Origin of the sequence: Bacillus sp. JJ722, assembly GCF_036963345.1 — a bacterium.
Taxonomy (GTDB): Bacteria; Bacillota; Bacilli; order Bacillales; family DSM-1321; genus Bacillus_AD.
This window is the reverse complement of the sequence record NZ_JBALMO010000319.1, coordinates 1875-2581: the sequence shown is the minus strand read 5'-3', so window position 1 is coordinate 2581 and position 707 is coordinate 1875. Positions and strand designations below refer to the sequence as shown.

Annotated in this window: 1 protein-coding gene; it reads right to left on the bottom strand. The window is 34.9% G+C overall.

The genetic code is table 11. The annotated features are described in order from the left end of the window. Positions 1 to 52: 52 nt before the first annotated feature. On the bottom strand, positions 53 to 707 hold a 655-nt coding region (locus V7014_RS24995; protein ID WP_335511464.1), incomplete at its 5' end, for a sigma 54-interacting transcriptional regulator.

Below are 707 nucleotides of genomic sequence, written 5' to 3'. Positions count from 1 at the left end.
ACTTTTTGGGGTCACTTCACGAATAACAGTCTTTTCAAACACGAGATATATTTCAAATTTTTATTTTTTGTTCAGCCAATATCTTTTGGTATTTACGGCTTACAGAAGATTGACTTATACCTAAAGCTTTTGCAGCTTTTGTAGTAGTCTTATACTGCTTCATAGCTAGTAAAATAAGTTGTTCTTCTACTTGATCAAGCGCTTCTTGTAGAGGCACAACTCTAGTAATGACAGGTTTTGATTTCTGAAAGTCATAGCCTAATGAAAGGAATTGACTAACAAACTCAGCATCTATCGAATGATCCTCCGCTGATACAACTAGTCTTTCAATAATGTTTTGTAGCTCACGTACATTACCCGGCCAAGAATAAAATTCTAATACATTAATCGCATCAGGTGTTAAATGAAAGTTTTTATCATACTTTTCATTGAGCTGTTGTAAAAAATGAAAGGCAAGTACTGCAATGTCTTCTGTTCTTTCTCTTAATGGAGGTACATAAAGCGGAATTACATTTAAACGATAATAGAGATCTTCTCGGAAAGTACCCTCTTCAACCATTTTTTCAAGGCGTTTGTTTGTCGCTGCGATAATTTGTACATTTATCTTTATTGGAGTTGTACTTCCAATCGGAATGACTTCTTGTTCCTGCAGCACTCTTAGCAATTTCACTTGTAATTGTAAAGGCATCTCGCCTATTTCATCTAGG